Origin of the sequence: Phenylobacterium sp. (genome assembly GCF_030693405.1) — a bacterium.
Taxonomy (GTDB): Bacteria; Pseudomonadota; Alphaproteobacteria; order Caulobacterales; family Caulobacteraceae; genus Phenylobacterium.
This window is the reverse complement of sequence record NZ_JAUYAW010000044.1, coordinates 162,900-183,099: the sequence shown is the minus strand read 5'-3', so window position 1 is coordinate 183,099 and position 20,200 is coordinate 162,900. Positions and strand designations below refer to the sequence as shown.

The 20,200-nt window shown below is 68.3% G+C and carries 24 protein-coding genes; 3 read left to right on the top strand and 21 right to left on the bottom strand.

What is annotated here, in order from left to right:
* The 20 genes from Q8N19_RS08950 to Q8N19_RS08855 form a co-directional block, all read right to left on the bottom strand.
* Positions 1 to 514, bottom strand: a 514-nt coding sequence (locus Q8N19_RS08950) for a major capsid protein (protein ID WP_305589848.1), incomplete at its 3' end; no start/stop codon positions are given.
* A gap of 51 nt (positions 515 to 565) precedes the next feature.
* A complete protein-coding gene (locus Q8N19_RS08945; RefSeq protein WP_305589846.1) occupies positions 566 to 1,231 on the bottom strand; it encodes a head decoration protein in 666 nt (221 codons plus the stop codon).
* Positions 1,232 to 1,307: 76 nt separating this feature from the next.
* Positions 1,308 to 2,429: a head maturation protease, ClpP-related gene (locus Q8N19_RS08940; RefSeq protein WP_305589845.1), complete on the bottom strand. Its 1,122-nt coding sequence runs from the start codon at positions 2,427 to 2,429 to the stop codon at positions 1,308 to 1,310.
* A gap of 66 nt (positions 2,430 to 2,495) precedes the next feature.
* Complete coding sequence (locus tag Q8N19_RS08935) at positions 2,496 to 2,771, bottom strand: gpW family head-tail joining protein (RefSeq protein ID WP_305589843.1); 276 nt, start codon at positions 2,769 to 2,771, stop codon at positions 2,496 to 2,498.
* On the bottom strand, positions 2,772 to 4,382 hold the full coding sequence (locus Q8N19_RS08930; protein ID WP_305589841.1) for a phage portal protein: 1,611 nt from the start codon (positions 4,380 to 4,382) through the stop codon (positions 2,772 to 2,774).
* A 5-nt stretch (positions 4,383 to 4,387) separates the two neighbouring features.
* Positions 4,388 to 6,367 (bottom strand): phage terminase large subunit family protein, encoded by a 1,980-nt coding sequence (locus tag Q8N19_RS08925; protein WP_305589839.1) that lies wholly within the window; start codon positions 6,365 to 6,367, stop codon positions 4,388 to 4,390.
* Positions 6,368 to 6,369: 2 nt separating this feature from the next.
* A complete protein-coding gene (locus Q8N19_RS08920) occupies positions 6,370 to 7,110 on the bottom strand; it encodes a hypothetical protein (protein WP_305589837.1) in 741 nt (246 codons plus the stop codon).
* A 256-nt stretch (positions 7,111 to 7,366) separates the two neighbouring features.
* The gene (locus Q8N19_RS08915; protein ID WP_305589835.1) at positions 7,367 to 7,951 is read right to left on the bottom strand and encodes a hypothetical protein; all 585 of its coding nucleotides are present in this window, start codon (positions 7,949 to 7,951) and stop codon (positions 7,367 to 7,369) included.
* 217 nt (positions 7,952 to 8,168) lie between these two features.
* Positions 8,169 to 9,206, bottom strand: coding sequence for a hypothetical protein (locus tag Q8N19_RS08910; RefSeq protein ID WP_305589833.1), 1,038 nt, complete (start codon positions 9,204 to 9,206; stop codon positions 8,169 to 8,171).
* 403 nt (positions 9,207 to 9,609) lie between these two features.
* Positions 9,610 to 11,310 (bottom strand): phage/plasmid primase, P4 family, encoded by a 1,701-nt coding sequence (locus tag Q8N19_RS08905; protein ID WP_305589831.1) that lies wholly within the window; start codon positions 11,308 to 11,310, stop codon positions 9,610 to 9,612.
* A complete protein-coding gene (locus tag Q8N19_RS08900; RefSeq protein WP_305589829.1) occupies positions 11,310 to 13,064 on the bottom strand; it encodes a bifunctional DNA primase/polymerase in 1,755 nt (584 codons plus the stop codon). Before Q8N19_RS08900 ends, Q8N19_RS08905 begins: the two co-directional genes overlap by 1 nt.
* Positions 13,061 to 13,309: a hypothetical protein gene (locus Q8N19_RS08895; RefSeq protein ID WP_305589827.1), complete on the bottom strand. Its 249-nt coding sequence runs from the start codon at positions 13,307 to 13,309 to the stop codon at positions 13,061 to 13,063. Before Q8N19_RS08895 ends, Q8N19_RS08900 begins: the two co-directional genes overlap by 4 nt.
* Positions 13,306 to 13,944 carry a hypothetical protein gene (locus Q8N19_RS08890; RefSeq protein WP_305589825.1) on the bottom strand — a complete coding sequence of 213 codons (639 nt, stop codon included), beginning with the start codon at positions 13,942 to 13,944 and terminating at the stop codon, positions 13,306 to 13,308. The genes Q8N19_RS08895 and Q8N19_RS08890 overlap by 4 nt, the downstream gene beginning before the upstream one ends.
* A gap of 23 nt (positions 13,945 to 13,967) precedes the next feature.
* Entirely contained in the window at positions 13,968 to 14,210 is a 243-nt protein-coding gene (locus Q8N19_RS08885; protein WP_305589823.1) for a hypothetical protein, read from the bottom strand.
* Positions 14,207 to 14,440 (bottom strand): hypothetical protein, encoded by a 234-nt coding sequence (locus Q8N19_RS08880; RefSeq protein ID WP_305589821.1) that lies wholly within the window; start codon positions 14,438 to 14,440, stop codon positions 14,207 to 14,209. Before Q8N19_RS08880 ends, Q8N19_RS08885 begins: the two co-directional genes overlap by 4 nt.
* Positions 14,437 to 15,075 (bottom strand): ASCH/PUA domain-containing protein, encoded by a 639-nt coding sequence (locus Q8N19_RS08875; protein ID WP_305589819.1) that lies wholly within the window; start codon positions 15,073 to 15,075, stop codon positions 14,437 to 14,439. The genes Q8N19_RS08880 and Q8N19_RS08875 overlap by 4 nt, the downstream gene beginning before the upstream one ends.
* Positions 15,072 to 15,800 carry a 3'-5' exonuclease gene (locus tag Q8N19_RS08870; RefSeq protein ID WP_305589817.1) on the bottom strand — a complete coding sequence of 243 codons (729 nt, stop codon included), beginning with the start codon at positions 15,798 to 15,800 and terminating at the stop codon, positions 15,072 to 15,074. Before Q8N19_RS08870 ends, Q8N19_RS08875 begins: the two co-directional genes overlap by 4 nt.
* A gap of 37 nt (positions 15,801 to 15,837) precedes the next feature.
* Positions 15,838 to 16,242, bottom strand: a complete 405-nt coding sequence (locus tag Q8N19_RS08865) for a hypothetical protein (protein ID WP_305589815.1) — start codon at positions 16,240 to 16,242, stop codon at positions 15,838 to 15,840.
* Positions 16,239 to 16,688: a hypothetical protein gene (locus tag Q8N19_RS08860; protein ID WP_305589813.1), complete on the bottom strand. Its 450-nt coding sequence runs from the start codon at positions 16,686 to 16,688 to the stop codon at positions 16,239 to 16,241. The genes Q8N19_RS08865 and Q8N19_RS08860 overlap by 4 nt, the downstream gene beginning before the upstream one ends.
* A 2-nt stretch (positions 16,689 to 16,690) precedes the next feature.
* Positions 16,691 to 17,044, bottom strand: coding sequence for a hypothetical protein (locus Q8N19_RS08855; RefSeq protein ID WP_305589811.1), 354 nt, complete (start codon positions 17,042 to 17,044; stop codon positions 16,691 to 16,693).
* 844 nt (positions 17,045 to 17,888) lie between these two features.
* Between Q8N19_RS08855 and Q8N19_RS08850 the strand changes: the two genes are divergently transcribed.
* Positions 17,889 to 18,626, top strand: coding sequence for a helix-turn-helix domain-containing protein (locus tag Q8N19_RS08850; protein ID WP_305589809.1), 738 nt, complete (start codon positions 17,889 to 17,891; stop codon positions 18,624 to 18,626).
* Positions 18,627 to 18,633: 7 nt separating this feature from the next.
* On the opposite strand, the gene Q8N19_RS08845 is transcribed toward Q8N19_RS08850, so the two are convergent.
* Complete coding sequence (locus Q8N19_RS08845; RefSeq protein WP_305589807.1) at positions 18,634 to 18,975, bottom strand: hypothetical protein; 342 nt, start codon at positions 18,973 to 18,975, stop codon at positions 18,634 to 18,636.
* Positions 18,976 to 19,144: 169 nt separating this feature from the next.
* Between Q8N19_RS08845 and Q8N19_RS08840 the strand changes: the two genes are divergently transcribed.
* Positions 19,145 to 19,540 (top strand): helix-turn-helix domain-containing protein, encoded by a 396-nt coding sequence (locus Q8N19_RS08840; protein ID WP_305589805.1) that lies wholly within the window; start codon positions 19,145 to 19,147, stop codon positions 19,538 to 19,540.
* 217 nt (positions 19,541 to 19,757) lie between these two features.
* Positions 19,758 to 20,192 (top strand): hypothetical protein, encoded by a 435-nt coding sequence (locus tag Q8N19_RS08835; RefSeq protein ID WP_305589803.1) that lies wholly within the window; start codon positions 19,758 to 19,760, stop codon positions 20,190 to 20,192.
* The last annotated feature ends 8 nt before the right edge of the window (positions 20,193 to 20,200 follow it).

Sequence of the window (20,200 nt, the reverse complement as noted above, 5' to 3'; positions counted from 1 at the left end):
TCAAGGCGGGGACATTGAACGCGACATTGGCCGGGGCCTGGACGCCCATCGTCTGGAACAGATCGAGGGTCGAGCCGTCGGCATAGGTGATCACGCCCTTGATGGCGCCGAGTTGAGAGAACTCCGTGGTCGCGGCAAGATCCTGACTGTGGTCCTGGATCTTCTCCGCCACCTTGCCCATGACCGTTTCGACCTCGGTCTCGGAACCGAAAGCTCGCACGCCCTGGACTTCGTCAGCCATCACCGCGTCGTTCCGCTCAAAGTGCGGCACGTTGACCGGGATCAGGCGACGATCCTTGTCGGTGTTCACGGTCTCCCCGGGACCGCCGCGGGGCGTCGGCGCGACCAGGGCGAGCCGAGCGCCCTTGGTCTCGATCACGGCGGTCGTGGTCGTGATGCCATCGGCGCGGAAGAGGCCGCTACGCGAGATTCGGCCAGGGACGAAGGCGAGATCGTTGGCGGCGTCGGTCAGGTTCACGACCGAAAACGCGTCGTTATTGAAGATATCCAACATCGGAGTTGGTCTTTCCTTGTTCGATTGAAGGGGGCGTCAGGCTGTCGCCGACTAGCGGGCGATCAGGCCGTGCAGCGCGAGCTGCTGGAGCGCCGTTTCCTTTTGTTCAGCGGTTGCGCCTTCCGGCCAGGCGATGTGATCGGCCTTGATCTCAGCGTCGCGGGCGAACGTCGCGATCGCCAGGCGCTCACCTTCGCCGGTCTTGTAGCGATAGAGCGGGAGACAGGCGGCGATCTCGGTTCCGTCGTCCGCCGTCGGATCCCAGGCCACGACCATTTCGCCGCCGGCGTCGAGATCGACCAGGATTTCGAAACTGTCGCCAACCGCGAAGTCCGTCGCGCCATCAGCAATGCTGAATTTGACAGCCTTATTGAACGCAGCGCCAACGTTGACTTGGCCGATCTCGACGCCGTTCGGGTCATCGACGCGGAAGCGGCCGCCGTTGGCCGCTGCGGCGATGCAGATCGCCTTGTAGCGGCCGGACCGCGCAGCCTTGCTGTAGGCGGGGTCGGCAAGCGTCAGGGCGCCGTTCCCGGTGTTTCCCGCGACAGCGGAGGCCGTGACCTCGACGCCGGTTTCGGCGAGGACGCGGGCGAGAGGTTGGCCGGGTTCGATCTCCTGGCTTTCGCCCAGGAATTCGGCCGCCCGCGAGCGCATCCCGGCGGCTTCGGACAGCACAAACGCCATCGCGACGCGGCCCATGGTGAGAATGGTCATTTCGATTGATCCCGTGATCTGGGGAATGAGGAGAGCCGGCGCAGATCTCCGTCAGCGCGGCCAGTGAGAGGCGGGATTAGCGGCCGCCCGAAACCCGCTTGTTGACCCGGTCGGTGACGCCTTTCCAGGACGCCCGGGCGTCCTGGGCGCCGGGCTTGCCCGCGGGACCGCCCAGGCCGTCCTGGGCGGTCGACTTTCGTTGGATGAACTGCGCCGTCGGATCCGCCTCCGGCTCTGCGGCCGGCGCGGCCTTCGGGGCGACCTTCATCAGGGCGATCGCGTCCTCAGCCGAGTGCGCGGTCGAGAAGGCCAGGTGCTGCGCCATCTCAGCGCGGTCCGCAGCTTCATCGCTGGTGAGGATCGCCTGAATGCGTGCCTGAGCCTCGGACGTCGCCTTGGCCCGGATTTCGGTTTCGTTGGGGGTGTCAGCCATGGGGGGCTCCTGTTGCGCTGGCTGGGCGGCAGGAGCCGCCGGAGGATGGGAGGCGACGGGCGTCGCCTGGGGAGAGGCGCTGTTCGGCGCCGGTTTGGCCGGAGCCGAGGCGGCCGCCGGCTTGAGGGATGCGCCGGCGGGGGCTTTCCAGCCCTTGGCGCTGGCGTGGGCGGCGATGCGGTCGGGCGTCTTGCCGTAGAGCGCGTAGGCGAAGGCGGACGGTTCGGCCTGGTCGGCGTTGTCATTGGCGCTGGCCAGCCGATCGGCGAACTTGCGGTCAACCGCCTCCTGGGCGGTCATCCATGTTTCGGCCTTCATGAGGCTGCGCATGGTGGCGGTCGGGTCGCCGGTCTTTTCCGCATAGGTGTCGGCGTAGGACGTCGCCAGGCTGTCGAGCATCTGGATCGCCAGCTGGTGGTCAGCCGCAGTTCCCCAGGTGATCGTGGCCGGGTCATGGATCATGAAGACCGAGCCGAGCGCCATCTCGACCACGTCGCCGGCACAGGCGATCAGGGAGGCGGCCGAGGCGGCGATCCCCTCGACGATGACTGTCACAGCCCCCTTATGCGACGCCAGAGCGGCGTGGATAGCCGCCCCCTCCGTCGCGATCCCGCCGCCCGAATTGAGCCGGACCGTGACGTCCGCATTCCGCCCGATCTGGGCGAGCGCCGCGATGACCTGGCCGGACGTGAATCCATCACCCCAGAAGTCGTCACCGACCATACCGGACAGGATCAATTCCCCGTCCAGGATCTGAACCGCCATGGGTTCCTCCAAACGAAAAGGGCGGCCCCGCGAAGAACCGCCCCACTGCTGTCAATGATGGCCGCCTTAGCCGCCGATGAAGTCGCTACCTGGTCCCCGGGGCCTAAAGCCGGCGCGTAAGGCGAAGCGAGCCCGGCGCCCACTTCGGCGTTCGCACGCCGCTTTGAGCTGTTCGATTTCCCGCTGCAGGAGCGACAGGTTCACCCGCGAGAGTTCGACCTCCCGCTCGCGAAACCGGACGCGGACCTCGGTCTCGCCGGCGACCAGCTTGTAGTAAGCCTCCTGCAGCTTCGGCCAGACCAGGCAGGGGTTCGAGAGATCGACGCCGTCGAGGAGGGCCATTCAGTTCTCCTCCAGGAGCTTACGTTCGGACCGCGTGTCCAAGGTCCCCGGGGCGGGGGCGTAGGGATCAGGAAGCCCCAACCGCTCAGCGCGGCGACGATCCTGAGCGCGCTGGTTCTGCTCAGCGTCGGCGTCGAGACCAAGCTCGGCCGCCGCCGTCGAGACCGACATAACGCCGACGTCCCTGACCAGGATCTTGAGCGCGGTCGCCGTCTTGAGTTCGTCCGGCGACGGCTTCGCGGGTCCGCGCCATTGCGCGCGGCAAGCCGCCGCCCGTTGCCGAACAAACCGGCTATGACCGCCGGGAAACGGGGTTAAGCCTCTGGCGATCCGCTCCTCAAGCCAGGCCTCGAACGCGGCCTGCAGGAAAGGCCTGGGGATCACCCGGCGGCGGCGTATGACGACCGGCCAGTGCGAAGCGATCCCCATCTTGATCGAAGAGAATGTCGCGTTCGCATAGTCTCCGGTGAAGTTCTCATAGGTGGTCCCGATGCAGCGGGCGACCTCCCGAAGGAGGTTGTTCGAGAACGGGAGATAGTTCCCGCCGGGCGTGTCGGCCGTGTGGAACTTGAGCGAGTCGCCCGGGAACATGGTGGCGATGCGCCCGTGAATACCCAGGTCGAGACCGCTCGCCCCGTACCACTCGCCACGCTGCGCCATCAGGGCCGCCATGCCGCCCGGTCCGGCAGGATCGACCTGTCCACCGGACCCAGCGCCAAGGTCGCCGTCGGTCAGCAGGCCCTCCAGCGCCTCGGCCGGGAGTTGCGCGCTCTCGAACGTGGCGGAAAAGATGGTCTGCAGCAGGAGGGTCGTCAGGGTCGCGTCGGCCGCTTGGTCATACTGACGGACGGTCTTGAGGGCGGGGGCGAAGGGCGAGATCCCACGCGTCTGGTCCGGGTCGCCGTCGAAGACGTGAACCATGAGCGGGCGGCCGTCCCCATCGCGCGCGGGGACGTCAATATCCTTCGGGAATCCGTTCACCCGCGAGCGCAGCCGGTAGCCGATGGGGAACCCGTCGTCGTCCAGGAACACCCCCTGGTGCAACTGCTGGAGTTCGGATGACTGCTGAGACAGCCGAACAGGCGACGTCATCTGGACTTTGGTCAGCGTCGTGGCGCCCGGACGCTCGCGCAGCAGGAAGCGGGCAAGCCCCTCCCCCATCGGCATGTACCAGCGCACCAAGGCGTCGGCCATGGAGACGAGCGTCATCTTCCCCCGGGCGTCACACTCCAGGGGGTCGTTCGCCCAAGCGACAAACTCCCTCTCGACGTCCGCAGCCCAAGCCTGAGCAAAGTCCTCAGACCAGCGCAGCGCCTGGTGGTCGGGCGTGACGTTGATCGTCAGCCCCTCAGGGCCGTTGACGTCGGCGATCATTTGCTCGATCGCGCCGGCGATCCAGCCGCTGTTGTGTGCCGCATCGATGGCGCGGGCGGCGACGCCGGTCCAAGCCTCTTGCACGTCCGTCCGCTGGTCGCGCAACGCCGGACGCCATCCGCTCAGAACACCTGCGCTATCGGGGCGCCCGTAGCGCGCTGTCGCTGGAGCTTTGCCGCTATGGCCCGCGCGCTCGGCAGATCCGGAAAACAGCCGCTTGCGCAGTCCGTCGAGCATCTGACTTACCTCCGGTTCATGCGCGCCGCGATTTCGGCGAGCGTTGGACGCCTTGGGGCGGGCTCTGCGGTGCGAACCGGGTTCGCATTCTGCGAAGTTGCGGCGTCAGTTGGCTCAGCCAGACCTGCGACCGGGATCGTCATGAGATCCTCCAGATCAAGCTGGAGATCTTCGGGGGGCGTTTCGCGGTCCTCTTCCAAGCGCGACCAGGTCGCGTCCGGAAGCGTTCTCACACCCAGGCGGATTGCCGCGGCCTCAGCCTGCAGATGCGTGTCCAGGCCTTCGTTCGCCTGGTTCGCATCCTTGACCCACTGATAGACCGTGAAGCCCTGACGGTTCTTTTTTGGCCTGCGCCGTTCTGCGGTCAGCTGTCGAAAGTATTCGTCGTCGAGACCTTCCGGCAGGCCGACATAACCGCGCTCCAAGGGGTCCTCCTTTGAGAGGTTCCGATAGAGCGCCATCTTCAGGACCGACGTCGCGAAATTGTAGAACCTTCGCGAGTAGCGCAGCAGCTTGCCTTGCTTGTTCCGCTCGCGTTTGACCCGGGCGAAGAGGGGCGCCGTTTCTGACCCTACCCCCCGAACCATGATCACCCGCGTCGCAGGGTGCCTCTTCGCCCACGTCCAGACGTCCTCAGTCCAGGCGTTCCCGTCGATGGCCGCAAGATCCAGGCCGACCTGGCGACCGACGCAGTTCGGCCAGCGCTGCTGCAGAAGGTCGTCCAGCTTTGCGCGACATTCTTCGTCGCTGATATGCTTCGGGATCACACCATAGGCGATCACCCATCGCCGCAGATCGCGACCCCAACCGACCAGCTGCCACTCGACACGATCCTCCTGGCAGTCGATCCCAAGCGTGAGCAGCAGCGCCCCTTGAGGGATGCGCCCCACCTTGTACGGCGCCTCAGCCGCTCTATCGCGCAGCGTCTCCCAAGGGACCGCCTCGCCGCCCGCCTGATAGGCGAGGCCGCAAGTGTCGTTCAGGAAGGTCTGTTCGGCGGCGGGGTCGCCCTTGGCTGCAAGCCATTCCTGCGCAATCCGCGAGAACGACTGCAGGACGCTGTAAGCCGACCAGATCCAGAAGCTGCGGTGATGCGCCTTGGCCTTCGGGTTGCGCGCCCTCCAGCGCAGCCGCTTTTTCATCTCCTGTCGATGGTGCTCGCGGATCTCGCAGCCGCACTCAATGCAGGTGAAGTGCGGATCCAGAGGATCATGCTCGATCGTCGCGCGCATGTTCTCCCACTCGAGAACCTGGAACGCGTCGCAATGAGGACAGGGGACCTCGGGAACTTCCTGTGATCCGGCGTCAAACGAGCGGCTAATCCGACAGCCAGGCAGGACCAGGGGCGTCGAGATCTTGAACAGCTTGGCGAACTCGAACGCGCGCGAGCGGCTGTCTGCCTGACGCTCAGGGTCGCCGGCTGAATTCATCTCCCATTTTGCCAAGTCGTCCTGGACTTGGCGCTTCATGCTGACTTGCGAGAGCGAGGAGGGGGAGTTCGCGCCGGAGATTTGGAGCGAGCCGCGGCCGTCAGCCCGTTCTTTGAACATGACGGAGTCGGCCGTATCGCGAGACCGCTCCGGGAAAAGCTTCGCCAGCGCCGCTGTCGCGCGCAGCATGGGCTTAAGCTTTAGGCGGCTCCAGCGACGACCGTTGTCGTCCGTCGGGTGCGTGTAGAGGAAATCGCACGGATCCATCTGCAGCGTGCCGAGCGTGAACACGTTGGCAAGGATCGTCCCGCCCATCTGGGCGGATTTCTTTAGGGTGACGATCCGGCATGGATCGTCGGGACCGAGGGCGGCGAGGATTTCGTCGAACTCTGGAAACAGGTCCGGATTGTAGGATCCTGGGATCGGACTTTCGCGCTCACTGAACTTGATGTTCGCGATCGCGTAAGCGCGATAGTCCACCGGCGGCGGCGGCTCCATCACCGCTGCGACGGCTTCCTCGACCATGCGCTCGGGATTCATGAGGTGGATAGACAAGGTCAGTCCTCCTCGGATCGAGCCTCCCCGCCGGGCTCGGTCGGCGCATCGTCCAGGATCAGGCGGGGCAATTCCTCGGCCCTCTCCCTCGCCGCCGTCGCCGCCCGGGCGCGGACGGCGCGGAACTCCTGACGCAGCACATGGGCGACGTCCCGGTGTGGTAGCTCGAACCGGGTCGCGAGGGCCTGCGCCAAGTCGGCGAGCGAACCCTCGAACACGTTCAACATCGATTGCGCGACGCCCACCATGGCGGCCCGCGACTGATCAGAGCGGACATAGGCCCCGCGCCGCGCGAGATCCCCCTCAAGGGCCTGACGCTCGCGCCGCTCAGCGTCTGAGAGCTTTAGTTGCTTAAGCCGGTCCGCCACAGGATCTGTCGGCCCTGGCGGCGGCGCGTGCGTCGGCGACGGGAAGCGGGAGGGCTCCCCTGCCCCGGCCAGCCGCGGCGCGTTGTCGGGGGCTCCCTCAGTCAGGGGGGCGTGGCCTGAAAACGGAAGCGAACCGTCGAGGCGTGTCTCAAGGCCATTCCCCAGCCGCTGACCCAGGTCCGTGCGCTCGCGCAGCTGGGCGCGCGCGACCTCGACGCGGATCTTCGCGCTCCGGCCCTCACCTGACAGGGCGTCGCCGTCGATCTTCCCTTCGGAGATCATCTGCGAGACCCGCCCTGGGCTGACGCCGATCAGGATCGCAAACTGACCTTTGCTGACGACCTCTTCGGTCGCGGCGAGAGCGGCTGCGCTCACGGGCGGCCCTCCTCTTTAGCAGCGGCCTTTAGCTCTTTAGGCTTTGATTTTAGACAATAACTGGCCAAGACCCGGGCCGCAGCGGCGCCGCGTTCGATGGTTCGGGGGAGAGGACCCGCGACCCCGGGGGGGGTCCGGTCGCCAGAGGGGGGGTAGTTCTTGCCCGCGACCAGGTCGTCGCGCTGCTGCGGTCACGCGCGCGCAGGGACCTGGTCGCGGGCGCTCGGCCCCCGCTAGGGAGACGGGGGCGAGGGGGTCAGCTGAACTTGGAAAGCTCCCGGTCCAGCTCATGAGCGATATCGCCGCCCAGGCGCGCCGTGCTGCTGCGCCAGACCATGACGATCTTGTCCTCGATCAGCTCCTTTGGGAGCGAGGGGCCGAACGCCCGCTTGATCGGCAGGCGCGCGGCGGACGTCCGGACGAACACATGGCCGCCCCGGCCGAGGGGCACACGATCAGGCCAGCGCCCGCCCCGGGTGAACATGCCCTCGTAACGCTGGAACGAACCCCAGACCTTGGCCCGCACGCCGAACCGGAACTCACGGGGCTTGAACAGGGACAGGGGCAACGGACGACCCGTGGCGCGGATCACAAACTCCATCTTGCCCGGCCCGCTACCGTCGCCGGCCCAAGCCTTGGCGGCGACGACTTGGCGGCGAACCACGGCCGCCGGGGCCGACGTGCTGGTCCGCAGCTCGCGGCGGACCTTCGTCAGCGTCGGACCGCCGGTGCGGTTCAGAGCCCGCGCCATGACCTTCCGGGCGCGCCCTTCGCCCAGAGCCCCTAGGCCGTTGGCGAAGTTCTGCAGGACGTCGTCGCCCTGGCGCAGCTCGACCTTCATGAGGGCTCCGACACAGGCGAAGCGGCCCGACGACCATTATCATCGCCGGACCGCCCCGTGACGCCATGAGGAACGCGGGGAGAGGGCCGCGAACTCCAGATCGCGGACACGAAAAACCCGCCTCGGGAGGCCCGGGCGGGTTTCAGTCGCAAATCTGAAGTTGCAGGAATAGGGCCTCGATTCGGCCCCCTCCTCAAGGCCGAATTTAGGGGCGGCTTTAGCGGCCAGCCGCCCGCTTTAGTCCAAGGTGGACAGGCCCGGCGAGAACGCGAACAGCCGCCTCAAGCGCCCGGCGCAGAGCCGCCTGATTAGCCTCCCTTGTATTCCCGCCGCCGCCCAGCTCGCGGATCGTCCGCGCCTCCCCCGCCACCTTCCGCAGGACATTCAGCTCCCGATCGCCCAGCCCAGACACGGCCAGCTCGATCTGGCGCAGCCGGGCGAGAACATAGGCCCGCTGGAGTTCGTGAGCCGAGCGGGCCTGCAGGCCGGAAGGTTGCGCCCGCCCTCCGGCCGGTCCGTCAGGGTTCAAGCTGGCGACCCGGATCACGCCGGCCGCCTCGAACGCCACCCGATAGGCGCGGCCCGCGCCGTACTGATGCGCCGTGATCGCCCCGGCCTCAAATAGCGTCGCCAAGCCGTCTCGGCTGGAGATCCGCAGCGCGCGCGACGATTCCGCATCCCGCGAGGCCCCGATCACTTCCCCGCGCGCCTGGGCAAGTTCGGCCGTCTCCGCCTCGGCTGTTTGAGCCCAGAAGGCGTCGAGCTGGGCGCGGCGCAGCTGCTCGGCCGCGATCGAACGCTCGCGCATCAGGGCCAAGGCCGCCCAATTCGCCGTGCGAGCCCGGTTCGCATGCTCAGCCAGTTCGGCGCGTTCGGTCGGGCTCAGCGCCTTGCTGCGAACCAGGGCCTCGCGGGCGTTGCGGGCGGTCTGGCGGGTCGCGCGGAGGCGGTCGAGCGCCTCGCCGACGGACTGCAGGGCCTTCTGGACCTCAGGCGTGGGGGCCGGCGCGGCAACCGTCCGGTTGGCCGTGATGACCTGACGGCGGACCTGTCCGACGCGGCGGGCGCGTTGGTCGCGCTGGATCCTGGCCACCTTATCAGCCGCCGCCCCGATCGCCTGAGCGTGAAGGTCCGGCGAAACGCCCAGCTCCCGCTGAACATGGCCGACGATGGCCTCGGCCACACGCCGGCGTCCCAGCTCAGCAACCCGGGCGGCGCTCCGGAGCGCGGCCAGCTGGTCGGTCGTCAGGACCATCGGCGGGGTCGTCGGCTGGACGAACGGAACGCCCCCGATCGACAGCACTCGAAAGCCAGCTTTCGGGTTTGTTTCCAAGGTTTGGAAGGTTTGAAGATCTTGATTGATCATTTCAGGGATCCCGAAGGGAGAAGGGGGAAAGGCCAGGCCAGCAGAAGACGGGACGGACGGACGGACAGAGGGCATGTGTCGCAACTTGCGTGCGGCGTGCGCCCACCTAGCCGCCAAGGTCGGAAATCTGTCCGTGGTGTCCGTTCTGTCCGTTTCGGCCGCGATTTCAGCCACTTGGCGGACGGACACTTGACGGACAACGGACGCCCGGCCGCCGGTTCGGCCCTCGCCCTGCGCCCGCGCGGTCTCCGCAGGCGGCCGTCAGGTGTCCGTCTGTCCGTTCTGTCCGTTCTCATTGGCCGCTCCAGTCGCTCGGCCCGCCCTGGTCGATATCCGGCTCGAACGCGCCGGGCTCGAACTCCCCGCCGGGGCCTGCAGAGGCCTGTTGCGCCGCCCGCGCCGCCGCCCGCGCAGCCTCGACCGCGTCGGCCTGGTTCGCCTCCTGGGCGCGCTCCTCATCAGTCTTGAGCCGGATGGGGCCGCGATACTTGAGCCCTTTGGCGTTCTTGCCGGCCACGCCGATCTGTCGGTCTCTCAGAGCATTGCCGAAAGCGGCCGCGCTCATGACGCGGTCGTTGCCCGCCTCCTCGGACCATTCCTTGAACGACAGATAGAGGGTCTTCGACAGCTCGCGCTCCCCGTCCGCCTCCGGCCCGGTGATGCAGCATTCGGCCAGCCAGTCGCCAAAGGGGCTCGACGAGCGCCGGTAATCCTCGACGACCTTTTTCAGGCTCTCGGGCGGCTCCAGCGCCCCGGCTTTCAGCCAGGCCTCCACCCCCTCGATCAGCCAATTCAGGATCCCGGCGCGCTCGGCCGCCAGCTTCTGCGGTAACAGGCGATCGACGCGGCTCTCCGGGACCTGGTGACGGAACAGGACTGGCCGCACCCGTCGCCAGATCCCGTCGTCATCGCCCCGGGCGACGACAAAGCTGTTCATTTCGAAAAACAGCTTCGCCTTTGCCCGGAAGTTGATCGGCTTCGAGTGCAGATCCCGCGCGGAGATCGGCGAGCCCGACGTCCAGGCCTTCAACAGGCCCTCGTTCATCTTCGCGCCACGCTTGGGCTCTGACAGCACCGCAAGTCGCGTATCGCCAGACAGGGCGATCAGGTCCGGCGCCGCGTCGGCCCCGCTGCGGATCCCGCCCTCTAGGAACGTATCGGGCGACGCGGCCACCCCGTAGGAGCCGAGTGTCTCACGACAGGCGTCCAGGATGGTCGATTTCCCGTCACGCCCCCGGCCTTGGAACATGAAAAACGCCTGCTCATGGGCGCAGCCGGTCGATCCGTAGCCCATGAGCTTGTGCGTGTAGCCGCGCTCCAGCTCGTCAGGGATGGAGTCGACCACCGCCTTGCGAAAGAGGGGAGCCTTGGCCTTCGGGTCATAGGCCGCGCCGCAGACGCGGGTGATCCGATCGGCCGGATTGTGCGGCTCCAGGACCGCCTGGAACCGGCCCTTGTCCCCGCCGTCCTCGGCCTTCGTCGCCGGCGTCCAGCGCAGCTTGAGCGTCCCGTTCTCGACGTTCAGGGCGTAGGGATCCTGATCGAACGCGTCGATCTCGACGGTCAGATAGGACTGCGCCTGGCGCAGCATGGCCGACGTCTTGCCGGCCGATCCCGTCTCCGTCGCGAACTTGTTGAAGTCTTTCCAGGGCGGGGCGTTGTCGGCCAAGGCCACCTTCAGGACCGCATAGAGGCCCGGAAGCCGCTGACTGACCTGGTGCGCCAGTTTCCGCGCCAGATCCTCGCCATACTTGCGATCCCAGAACACGCCGTTGAAGCCGACCCAGCCCATGCCGAGCAGGTACAGCAGGGTCGAGTTCGTGGAATCGACCTGACAGTCGGCGTCAACCTCGCCCCCGGCCAGCAGGATCAGCCGCATGGCGTTTCCCAGGTCGTTCCAGGGGAAGCGGATCAGATCTTCCGGGCTCGGCCCCCCGCCGCCCCTCCGGACGCCAGAACCGAACGACTCCACATGCACCACGTTTCCGGCCATTACGCGCCTCGCCTCCCCTCACTGAAACCGACCCCTGTCGAGGGGCGTAGGATGCGAACCGGGTTCGCACCGGCTCGCCGCCAGGCCTGATCGGCCAGGCCCCCGAAAAACCGCGCCGCGGCCTCGCCCTGGAGCTGCAGTCGCTGCGTCCCGCCCAGGGTCCGCCGGCGCTTGTGTTCGCCTGATCGCAGATCCCCGCGCACGGCCAGGAAGACCGGGCGAGCGCCCTCCAGCGTCCAGGGCGGGTTGTCGGGATCCGCATGGGGCGTCGCAGGATCGATCCGGCCCCATCGGTCGCCCAGCGCTTCGCCGGCGAAGGCGCGCAGGGTCGGGGCCAGGATCACGCCCAGCTCATGGCCGCTTTCCCAGGCGTTCTGGCCGAGGGTCCAGGCGTCGCAGAAGTCGAGCGCGACCAGCAGCGCGCCGTCGGCCGGCAAGGTCGAAAGGCAGGCGACGCGGTCCCGCGCCGGGCCGACGAACCGCGCCACGCGCGAACCCTGCAGGGGCAGGATCGCCAGCGCCTCGATCTCGCGATTCCATTCGTCGCCGTCGATCTGGTCCAGGAGCGGAATGAGCAGCGCCGGGCCTGCCCCGTCGCCGATCGGCGCACGCGCATGGGCGCGCAGAGATCCGAGGCCGCCGGGCAGGCCTTCCGGGTCGAGATTGTGGGCGGCGAACCAGGATCGCACCGCGCGGCAATCGGCGGGACGCGCGCCGTCCCAGAGCCGACGGGCGTCCAGGATCGCGCCCGCCGCCTGCGCCGCCTGGACGGGCTTGTCCCGGCGCGCATCGACGGCGCGATCGCCGGCCGTGCGCAGGGGCTGGGGAGCCGGCGCAGTCTTCGGATGCTTCGCGCCCTTTTCCATCCCGCGGACGACGGCGCTCTCGACTTCCTTGCGGGTCCAGGCGCCCTTGGCGGCGACCATCCTCAGTCCAGCGTCGATCAGCGCTTCGCGGGCCTGGCCTTCGTCGATCTCTCCGCCGGCGACATAGGCGCCGATGAAGGCGGCATAGCCGAAAAGCTTGCTCTGCTGCTGTCCGGGCGGGGTCGTCGCCACTTCGGCGCAGGACGTGTTCAAGGTCGCCTGCCCGAACTTGGTCGTCCCGCTCAGGCGCTCGGTCGGCCGCGCCGGGCGGGCCTCGGCCGCCGCCGGCGCAGGCGGGCAGACCAGCTGCAGCAGCCAGGACGGGGCGGCGGCGAAGGCTCGGTCGCGGGGCGACCGGCCGGGCGTCCAGGCGTAAGCCCGTCCAGACGGATGGATCGAGGGCGGGAGGACGATGTATCCGCCGTCGCCCCGAACATCGATGCCGCGCCCGATCTTGCTCGCGGAGTTGCGGACCTCGAACGCCGGATCCCAGGCGAAGCACAGGTGACGGCCCTTGCCCGTCCCCTGTTCGACCGTCTCCGGCAATTCGCCATGCACGGCGACCAGTTTTGCGAGATCTTCCTCAGCATCCGGGCCGTCGAGATCCAGGACCCAGAACCCGGAGACCGCGCCCGTCGCACAGGCGACATTGCAGCGGCCGTGGGCGAGGATCTGGTCCGGAAGGCGCTCGCCCGGTTCCTTCGGCGGACGGACTGGCAGAGAGGCCTGCCCGGCCCATCGCGCCGCGGCGAGATCCGGATCTGTCGAGGCGGCCAGCAGCCCCGTCGAATAGGCGAGCGGCTTCTTTTCCCGCTCGCGCAGCGGGAAGACGGCGATCCCCAGGCGCGCATAGGCCTGGGCGGCCCGGCTGAACGGAGGCGGGTTCATGCCGACCCCTCAGGCGCCGTTTTCGCCAAGAAGTCCGCCAGAACGCTCGCCCGGGCAGAGGCCTCAATCTTGCGGGCCTCGGCTTCGCTCAATCCGCCCTCGCCCAGCGCGACGAGCCATGACTGACGGATGGCTCGCCATTCCATACTGGCCAGGGGCGCGGCCGGTCCGCTGGGGATCACGGACGCCAGCATGATCAGCAGGGTCTGAACGGTATCGGTATGGGCCGGCGCATCTTTGCTCATGCCGCCGCCCTCATGGCCGCGAACTGCAGATCGCTGTCACGCGATAGCCGCGCGCAGCTCCCCGGCGGGATATCGATCACATAGGGATGGGGCGGCATGACCCGCGGCCCGACGCCAGGCTTGAGCCAGATGAACCAGGCATAGGCCGCAGCTGAGGAGGCCTCGGGATCCCAGCAGCCCATGACCAGGGGCAGGCGTTCGGAGAAGGGCGCGACCGCATAGTATCGGCAATCGCTATAGAGCAGCTGGTGGCGCTTCTGCCCCTCCAGGAAGCCCAGCCGGCAGAGCATGGCCACCCCGCGCCGGGCGCGGGCGTAGGCGAGCTGGACGAACTCCTCGCAGAGATCAAACGGCGGGTTCGTGACAATCCAGTCGGCGACGAACGGGACCTGGTCCTCCGGCGCGCGAACGAAATCGAAGATCCGATGCGCCCCGTACTGGACATAGTCCGACTGAAAGACGACCGGGAAATTGTCGTTCAAACCGTGCGCCAGCATGCCCGGGCCGCAGGCCGGCTCCCAACAGCTGCGCGCCCTCGGATCGAGGCGCGCGATGATCTCGCCGATGGTCCGCCCGCCCCATGGCGCAGTGGGGAACAGGTTCGTCGCATCCCGCGCGGGGTTGACGTGCGCCATTGTGGCGCTGTGGCCGCGGGGCTTCAAACCAGGCCCTCCCCGCCGCCGGCGGACTTGGCCAGATGGCGCTCGATCCAGGCGGAGGCCTCGGCCCCGGCGCGCAGGAAGTAGGCCCTCGGCTCCTCTCCCGGCCGCGGGGCCGCATGGGCGAGCGGGATCCGCACCTTGGCGTCAAGCCTCGGCCAGTGGTCGGCGCAGGCCCAGCTGGACCGGATCGCCCCAGCCGCGCACCCCGGCCAGTTGCAGGTGCAAGCGGCCCGGCTCATGCGGCCGCCTCCGCGCCACCGCCATCAGCCGCATAGGCGTTCAGGCGCTCAAGCGCGCCATCGCACCCGTACTGCCAGGCGAGCCGCTGGGCGGTCTGGATCCAGGCCCATTCGCGGCGGCTCTCCGGCGTGGGGGCGAACGGGTGCGACCCCTCGACCCGCAAGACCTGTTCGGGCTTCAACGGGAGGACGAAGGCGAGATAGCCCGGCGACCATGGGAGGGGTCTCATGCGCCACCCCCATCCGGAGGCGCGATTCCGGGCCGCATGCGGTTGTCCGCGCCCAGCAGGGCGGCATGCCAGTTGGCCAGGGCCGCCGCCGTCGAAATGCAGTGATGCAGGGCCTTGTCGAGATCGCCGGCGATAGCCGAACGCAGCGCCTTGCCGGCGAGGAAGCCGACCAGCCAGAACCAGGCCTCAGGCCCCTTGCCGGCGTCATGGTCGACGCCCCAGCGTTCCCGCTGATGCGCGGCCTCCAGCACCACGCCAGAGGCGAAGTCGCGCAGCTCCGGCGCGTTGAGCAGCGCGCGGAGACGATCGACCTCAGCCTGCAGCTGGTCAGGCCCTTCACTCAGTCCGAGAACCACGAACCCGGGCTCTAGGCCGAACTGGCGACCCGGGAGGACATAAGAGATCCGGCGCCGCAGCTCGCGACCTGTGTAGCGTTGAGGAAGGTCCTCGAACTCGCGGAGGCGCAGCCAGTCGCCGACCTCAAACCCACGGTCATCTCGCCTGATCTCAAAGGGCTTGGCGCCAGAACGGACCGCCTCGAACATCTCTGGCCAGGTTTTCAGCTCATGAACCCAGGCGTGCAGGTCTCGGTCCGTCGTGGCCATTGCGGCCAGGCCGCGGAAGGGCGCCCTCATGACCGCCCCCTCAGGATCCGCCGCCACAGGCGCGCCAGGATCCAGCGCAGCGGCCGGCGGCCGAGCCGTAGGACGCGATACGCCTCGACCACGGCCTCGGCCTGGTTCATGGCGTCCTGCAGCGCGTTATGGTGGACGCCTTTCGCGCGATCGGGCGCGACGCCGGCGGCCGCATAGATCGTCCGCGTGCAGCGCGTATTCCAGAAGGCCCAAGGCGGCCGACGGCCGACGACCCGATAGGCCGCGGTCAGGAGCGTCTCGTCGAAGTTCGGCCCGTGCGCCCAGAACTCCTGGCCGCAGACTTCGCGCCAGTAGGCGTCCAGCTCGGCAAGCGCGTCGGGGAGCGCGACCCGCTCGGGATCGGTCAGGACAGCGCGCGCCGCCGCGCTTTGCCGCGCCCACCAGGCGCGCGTGGCGGGATCCTCGGTCAGGCCTGCGGCGAGGTTAGAGGCCAGGTCGATCGGGACATAGAGGCAGGGGCCGAACCTGCCCGCGACGGGATCGAAAGCGATGGCCCCGATCGACACGATCGCTGAGCCCGGCGTCGTCCCCATCGTCTCCAGATCGACCATGACCGACCAACGGCGGCGGGGCCGACGGGGAATCTGACGCTCGAACCGTGCGATGCGTTGGTTGAGATCAGCCAGCCGGTCGAGCGTGAACGCGAACCGCACCTCGGACTGGACAAGCGGAAACTCTGCATCCGTGCAGACGACCTCGATCAAGGGCCAGTTGTACCGGGGCGGACAGACCAAGCGACGCCTACGCATGGCCAGCTCCCGCACCCAAGGCGCGCCAGACCTCGCCGTCCTGGACGATGCGGATCCGCGCGCCCGGCTCCAGGCGCTCGGCTCCGGTCAGCGCGTACACATGGCGGCCGTCGGCGATCCTGCAGGACGCACCGTGGCCGGCCGGAAAGGTGGCGAAACTCCTCAGGACCAGCCCTTCGCCCTCCCCGATCGGGGCCTCGGCCTTGGGCTCCTCGTCGGAATCTTGCCGCAGCTCGGCCGGCGTCGTCGGGCTCAACCCTGCGCCAGGCTCCCTGGTCAGGGCGTCCAGGCGGTTGCGCGTCCGCGCCTCCCCCCAGCCCATGGTCTGAGCGATAGATGCGATGGACATGCGGGCGGCATGCATCGCCAGCAGGCTATGGTCGTCGATCGCGCTCATGGCGCAGCCCCCATGGGTTGTTTTGTGCGCTTGGCCAGGGCGACCGCGAGCGTCTCCCTGAGTTCAGGTCCGCCCGCGATCGCCCGGGCGCTCCAGCGCTCGGCCAGGGCGATGAACACCGACTGGACGTCGCCCTCGGACCACCAAGGCAGGCCACGCATCCGCGCCAGCTGACGCAGGGGGCTCGGCGCGCAGTTCAGCGGTCGCGCCAGCTGGTCGAACTCGGCTTCCGGATGGAGCGCCAGCAAGGCGGCCAAGGCGATCCAGCGGGCGCGCAAGGTCATCAGTCCCGCGACCGCCGCGGAGCCATGGCTCTGCAGGCGGTCGATCTCGCCGGTCGCGATCGCCGCGAGGATCAGGGCTTCGGCCATATGGTCGGCGCTGAGCGGCGGCGACTGGCTGGGCGCAGGTTGCGGGAACAGCTCCCGTCGCAGCTGGGCGCGCATGGTCAGCCGTCGATATCGGCGCGATGGCGGCGCGCAGGCGGCACGGCGCCACCCGTTGCGGCGGCCGGGGACTTGAGACGCGCCTCGACATCCTCACACGCCTCGATCAACGCGGGCGCCTGCTCCCGGCGCTGGCGCACGGTCGAGGCGGCGAACTGGCCCGCCCGTCGCACCAGCTGAATGCAAGGATTGAGGGCGCTCATAGGCCCTAAGACGATGGAGCGCTTGGCCATGCGTTCCGCGCTGGACAAGTCTCCGCAGGGCGCCGCCGGTGCGGCTGCGGCCTTTCGGGCCTCTCGCACCAGCTTCCGCCAGTTGGCGAGATCGGCGCTTGTGGGTTCGGGCGGACGGCTCATGGCAAGACCCCGTTTAGGAAATGCTCGCTACGGTAAAGCTTAGGTTGTTCCGCCCGTCGGGCGTGCAGGCATGGCAGGCGGACGCCAGGGGCGATTGGCCCCCGCGAGAAAACTCGCGCGTGTTCAGTGATTGAGGCCGCGGAGAACCCCGCGGCCGGGGGAAACGAAATGAACTCGAATGCCGTCCTGAGACTGATGGTCGATGCGCTGATCGACGCCGGAGCCTGGAATTCAGCCGAGGAGGGCCGGGCGTATGTCCGGACGAAGCTGGCTGAGTACGACGCAGCCGGTCGGTTGCGCGCTGAGCCCGCCAATTGCCCATTCACCCAGCCCGGCGGCCGCGCGGCGCTCGACGGCTTGGCTGGAGCCTTCCTGCAGGCCAGCGAGCATTTCGAGCTGCTCGCAGAGACGCCGCCCCAGGTCACGATCAGACCGCCCGCACCAGTTCGGCCGGGCGCCCTTCGGCGATCGGCGCAAGCTGATGGAAGCTGTCAGGGGTGATCTCTCCGGCCGTCAGCTCGTAAATACGAGCCATCGCCTCCGGGCGGGGAACTTTACGGTCCGGGTGACTAAACGGGAGACAATAGCCCCGGACCGTTTCCCCGCTCATTTCGAAGTACGCGCCGGCGTCCCTGAGGGTGTCGAACCGTTCCCAGACCCAACGGGCGAGGGGCGGTCGAATGATCGGGGGAGGCGTGGGTTTCGTGAGGTGCATCTCTGCGCGTCCTGATTCGAGACGCCCAGAGATGGAACCTGATTTGCTGTCTTTGACAACGGATCGTTGTCACTTTCGACAGCGGATTGCGCGTTGCCGGGTCTGCAAGCTGGGGACAAAAGCCTAGGAATGACAGCACAGATCGCCCCCTCCGCCGCCGTGAAAGCGACCGCAGAAGCCCTGCGCCGCCTGCGCATGCGGGCTGGCCCCGACGGCCGGGGCGTCAGTCAGGAACAGGCCGCGACGGCCATCGGCCAGCGCAAGCAATCCTGGCAGGCTTACGAAGCCGGCCAACGCCAGGTGATCCTGCGCAGCGACGTGCAGGACCGGCTGACGCGGGCGCTCGGCTTCACACCCGAGGATCTGGAACGGGAGAAGGCGCAGGTTCTGAGCGAGCCAGCCGACGGAGGCCGATCGTCCGACGCCGCGCCTGACCAGGCTCGCCCCGCGGCCGCGACGGGCGCAGCCCGCTCAGCTCCGACCGCGTCGCTGCAGGTTCCAGTCTGGGGGCGCGGCCGGGGCGGACTGCGCGGGGCGCATATCTATGACGTCACGGAGCCTGAGCGCTGGCTCGACCTCGCCTCGCTCTATGGACCCAGCAGCCGCGCCATGCAGCTGATCGGGGATTCCATGTACCCGTGGGCGTCCTCAGGGACGACGATCGTCTATGACCTGGATCGCTGGCCCCGGCGCGAACAGGGCTGCGTCGTCGAGACGCGCAGCCAGGGCTATTACGTCAAGCTGTTCGACCACACGGACGGCGAGAAGCTCTATGTCCGGGAGCTGCAGCCGGAGGAACGGATCGTCGAGTTCGATCTGTCTGACGTTGTCGGCGTCTATGCCGTGCAAGACCGCATCGACCGCTGAGCCCGCCTCACCAGAGCTTAACCGCGCCATCCTTCGGGTCGCCGACCGGGGGAAGACTGCAGGCCCGACGGATCTCCGCCACCAGGGCCGGATCCTGCGTCGCCTGGGCGGCGTCCAGAGCGCGATAGCATTTCCCTGACGCAGCCAGCTCGCGGGCCTTGGAATAGCCCGCCGCCTCATTAGGCGCAGCACCTGCACGCCTCGCCCCCCGCTCAGTCGCCACTGTCGGCGAGGCGTAACAGGGCCGATCATCCAACGCGACGCAGGCCGCCGGCTCGGGTGATTGAGCAACCGCGACCCCGGCCAGACCAAGGGCCGCAAGCCCGCCAAGCACTAGAGTTCGCGACATTTTACCCCCCTTGGAAGCCATGCCCGCCAAGGGTTAGGCGCCGCCAAGCGCGGTCTCGGCCCCTTTTTTGCTGTCGTGACAATTGACAACGACAACGGAAGCTTGTCCCTTGCAACCGTTCCCGGTTGTCAACGACAGCACGGAGGACGCGACAGCGAGAGGAGCCGCCATGGCCGTCGTCGAAAACGCCCCCCACCCGCTTGACGTCAGAGTCGGCGTCCTGATCCGAACCCGCCGGAAGGAAATCCGCTTGAGCCAGGAGGCCCTGGCGAAGGCCTGCGGCGTCAGTTTCCAACAGATCCAGAAGTATGAGGCCGGCACGAACCGGATCTCATTCTCGCGCCTGGTCGAGATCGCCCGGGCGCTGCACGTCCCCTGCGCCTGGTTCTTCGAGGGCGTCGAGGAAGCGGAGCCCGACCCCAAGGGCGCCAGGGTTATGGCGGAGTTCTTCCGGTCGGCGGAGGGGCAGGCCATCGCCCAGGCGGCGACGCGGCTTCAACCCGGCGTCCGCCGCGCCCTCGCCGATCTGGCGCGCTCGCTCGCCCAAGCCCCTCAGGCGGCCTGATCATGACTGCGCAGATCATTCCCCTCAGAAGGCTGACCCCGCCCGCCGTGGCTGAGCGCGCTCCGGTCCTACCCCGCCCCGTCCCCATGGTGGCCTGGGATCCCCGGCGCGGCGTGTTCATCGTCTCCCCCAACGATCCGCGCTGGGCCGCCGCCAGGGCCGCCTACGAGCGGCTCTCGCTCTCTCCTCCCCCCCTTGTGACCTGGGGACCTCCGGCGTGGCGCTCGACGCTGCGCCGGTTGGTCGCGGCCGCCGCGGTACGTCGGCGCTGGGGGCGGGCATGAGCGCCCCCGTGCTGTCTGATGCGAACCGGGTTCGCATCAACAACGCATTCCGGAGCGGACGGGTGATCCAGATCCGCTTTACGGAGTTCGCTCGGCTCGCCGCCAAGGGCGGGTTTCTGACCTTGTTCGGACCAACCCCGGATCAGGCGATTGGGGAGCTAGTCCGCCGGCTTGGCGTCGCGGCCGACGCGATCCAGGCCCGCGCCCTGCAGCTGGGCGACGTGGCGATCCTGGTCCGGATCCCGGCCGACGCGCCCCCTGAGTACGGGCCGAACACCATCCAACCCGTCGCCTTCGTTGAAGGCCTCGCGCAGCACGAGATCGCCGAAGCGCTGGACTGGCTGAGCCAGTCAGCCGCGGCCGCCTGAGGATATCC

Coding starts and splice junctions, on each gene's coding strand:
- Q8N19_RS08840 (WP_305589805.1), top strand. CDS start 19,145: ATGGCCGTCGTCGAAAACGCCCCCCACCCGCTTGACGTCAGAGTCGGC.
- Q8N19_RS08910 (WP_305589833.1), bottom strand. CDS start 9,206: ATGGTCCTGACGACCGACCAGCTGGCCGCGCTCCGGAGCGCCGCCCGG.
- Q8N19_RS08905 (WP_305589831.1), bottom strand. CDS start 11,310: ATGGCCGGAAACGTGGTGCATGTGGAGTCGTTCGGTTCTGGCGTCCGG.
- Q8N19_RS08865 (WP_305589815.1), bottom strand. CDS start 16,242: ATGAGCGCGATCGACGACCATAGCCTGCTGGCGATGCATGCCGCCCGC.
- Q8N19_RS08890 (WP_305589825.1), bottom strand. CDS start 13,944: ATGGCGCACGTCAACCCCGCGCGGGATGCGACGAACCTGTTCCCCACT.
- Q8N19_RS08945 (WP_305589846.1), bottom strand. CDS start 1,231: ATGACCATTCTCACCATGGGCCGCGTCGCGATGGCGTTTGTGCTGTCC.
- Q8N19_RS08855 (WP_305589811.1), bottom strand. CDS start 17,044: ATGAGCCGTCCGCCCGAACCCACAAGCGCCGATCTCGCCAACTGGCGG.
- Q8N19_RS08895 (WP_305589827.1), bottom strand. CDS start 13,309: ATGAGCAAAGATGCGCCGGCCCATACCGATACCGTTCAGACCCTGCTG.
- Q8N19_RS08880 (WP_305589821.1), bottom strand. CDS start 14,440: ATGAGACCCCTCCCATGGTCGCCGGGCTATCTCGCCTTCGTCCTCCCG.
- Q8N19_RS08930 (WP_305589841.1), bottom strand. CDS start 4,382: ATGCTCGACGGACTGCGCAAGCGGCTGTTTTCCGGATCTGCCGAGCGC.
- Q8N19_RS08940 (WP_305589845.1), bottom strand. CDS start 2,429: ATGGCGGTTCAGATCCTGGACGGGGAATTGATCCTGTCCGGTATGGTC.
- Q8N19_RS08850 (WP_305589809.1), top strand. CDS start 17,889: ATGACAGCACAGATCGCCCCCTCCGCCGCCGTGAAAGCGACCGCAGAA.
- Q8N19_RS08845 (WP_305589807.1), bottom strand. CDS start 18,975: ATGTCGCGAACTCTAGTGCTTGGCGGGCTTGCGGCCCTTGGTCTGGCC.
- Q8N19_RS08900 (WP_305589829.1), bottom strand. CDS start 13,064: ATGAACCCGCCTCCGTTCAGCCGGGCCGCCCAGGCCTATGCGCGCCTG.
- Q8N19_RS08935 (WP_305589843.1), bottom strand. CDS start 2,771: ATGGCCCTCCTCGACGGCGTCGATCTCTCGAACCCCTGCCTGGTCTGG.
- Q8N19_RS08915 (WP_305589835.1), bottom strand. CDS start 7,951: ATGAAGGTCGAGCTGCGCCAGGGCGACGACGTCCTGCAGAACTTCGCC.
- Q8N19_RS08860 (WP_305589813.1), bottom strand. CDS start 16,688: ATGCGCGCCCAGCTGCGACGGGAGCTGTTCCCGCAACCTGCGCCCAGC.
- Q8N19_RS08885 (WP_305589823.1), bottom strand. CDS start 14,210: ATGAGCCGGGCCGCTTGCACCTGCAACTGGCCGGGGTGCGCGGCTGGG.
- Q8N19_RS08875 (WP_305589819.1), bottom strand. CDS start 15,075: ATGAGGGCGCCCTTCCGCGGCCTGGCCGCAATGGCCACGACGGACCGA.